The sequence below is a fragment of the Endozoicomonas sp. SESOKO3 genome, assembly GCF_024606255.1.
Window position 1 is genome coordinate 1 of sequence record NZ_JAHHPR010000532.1, and the last position, 1,181, is coordinate 1,181.

2 protein-coding genes are annotated in these 1,181 nt (G+C 47.3%); both read left to right on the plus strand.

All coding sequences use genetic code 11. The annotated features are described in order from the left end of the window. On the plus strand, nt 1-591 hold a 591-nt coding region (locus KDK18_RS09235), incomplete at its 5' end, for a hypothetical protein (protein ID WP_257254614.1). Nucleotides 592-646: 55 nt separating this feature from the next. Beyond that, a complete protein-coding gene (locus KDK18_RS09240; protein ID WP_257254615.1) occupies nt 647-1,123 on the plus strand; it encodes a hypothetical protein in 477 nt (158 codons plus the stop codon). Nucleotides 1,124-1,181: the final 58 nt, after the last annotated feature.

Here is a 1,181-nt window from a genome sequence, read left to right on the forward strand (position 1 = left end):
ATATTAGCTCAAATAAACAGCGAACTGAAAGCAGCGCATAGCTCCACCCTTGGTCAAAATGGATACCATTATCGCAGTCAGCACCAACGACACAATCAAGACTTTTCTTCAGCCGGGCGATATCAGGATGCAAGAGAAGAATATGAGAAAAAAGAGCTTGAAATCCGCAACAGGTACAAACCCACTCTGGAATCCCTTGAGACACCGCAGAAAGATGCATTCTCTAAGGATCATTTAAGAACCAAATGCAAGCAAGCAATTCGACAGGCCTTCAGTCATTACCTGTATGAAGTGACTCACTCAAAGAATGGTCGTTTGACGTATTGTTGGGCCGATGCTTCCATCAGGGGGAACGGAAGTGATAAAAACTATGGCGCTCATGATCCATCCTCACCAGCAGAGCTGTATGCCATGATGTCTGAAATTCGTAGCCCTTCACAGTTTCCGGGGGCTTTGAAGGAAGCGTATTTACGGCAGGCATACAAAGCGGGTAATGCTCTGTTTCTCAAATCCGATGAGCTGACAACCATTGCCAGAGAGTTTTTGGACAGTTTGAATTTGAATTCGATCTATCACTCATTGGATGCGTGATAATAGTGAGGACAATATGAGTTTTTTTGAGACGATAAAGTGAAGGGAAATGCTAATGCTTATAAGAATTCTGCGAATATTCAGTTTCTGTGTTCTGGCGCTCACCACCCTGAGTGGGTGTCAGAATATCACTACGGATGCAACCCCAGTAGGACAGGGGATTTATTCTGTACCTTTCTCTGTCACAGAGGCCAGTTGCTCGCAAGTGCTTCATGGTACCAGCCAGCTACCGATTGATCTGTATCATGCCGGAGTCTGTTATGAGCAGGGCGTCGGTACCACGCCGTCCCTGGCCCAGGCGGTTGATCGTTACTCTATGGCGGCGCGATGGGGGATTCCGGAAGCTACTCAAGCCCTGAAACGTCTTAACAAGCCGGTCCCGGATGCTGACCTGTTGCAACGCAGGATAGAGCAGGAAAAGCGCCTGAACCAGCAGAGACTGGATAAGGAAAAAAACGATGCCTATAAGACCAGAGGCGCTTATCCTCCGCCTCATTATCACCATGGTTGTGGTCGTTTATGGTGTTATTGACTTGCCACAGCATCAGGGTCTCTGGCAGTCTCTGATCTGATTTTATGTTATGTGGCCA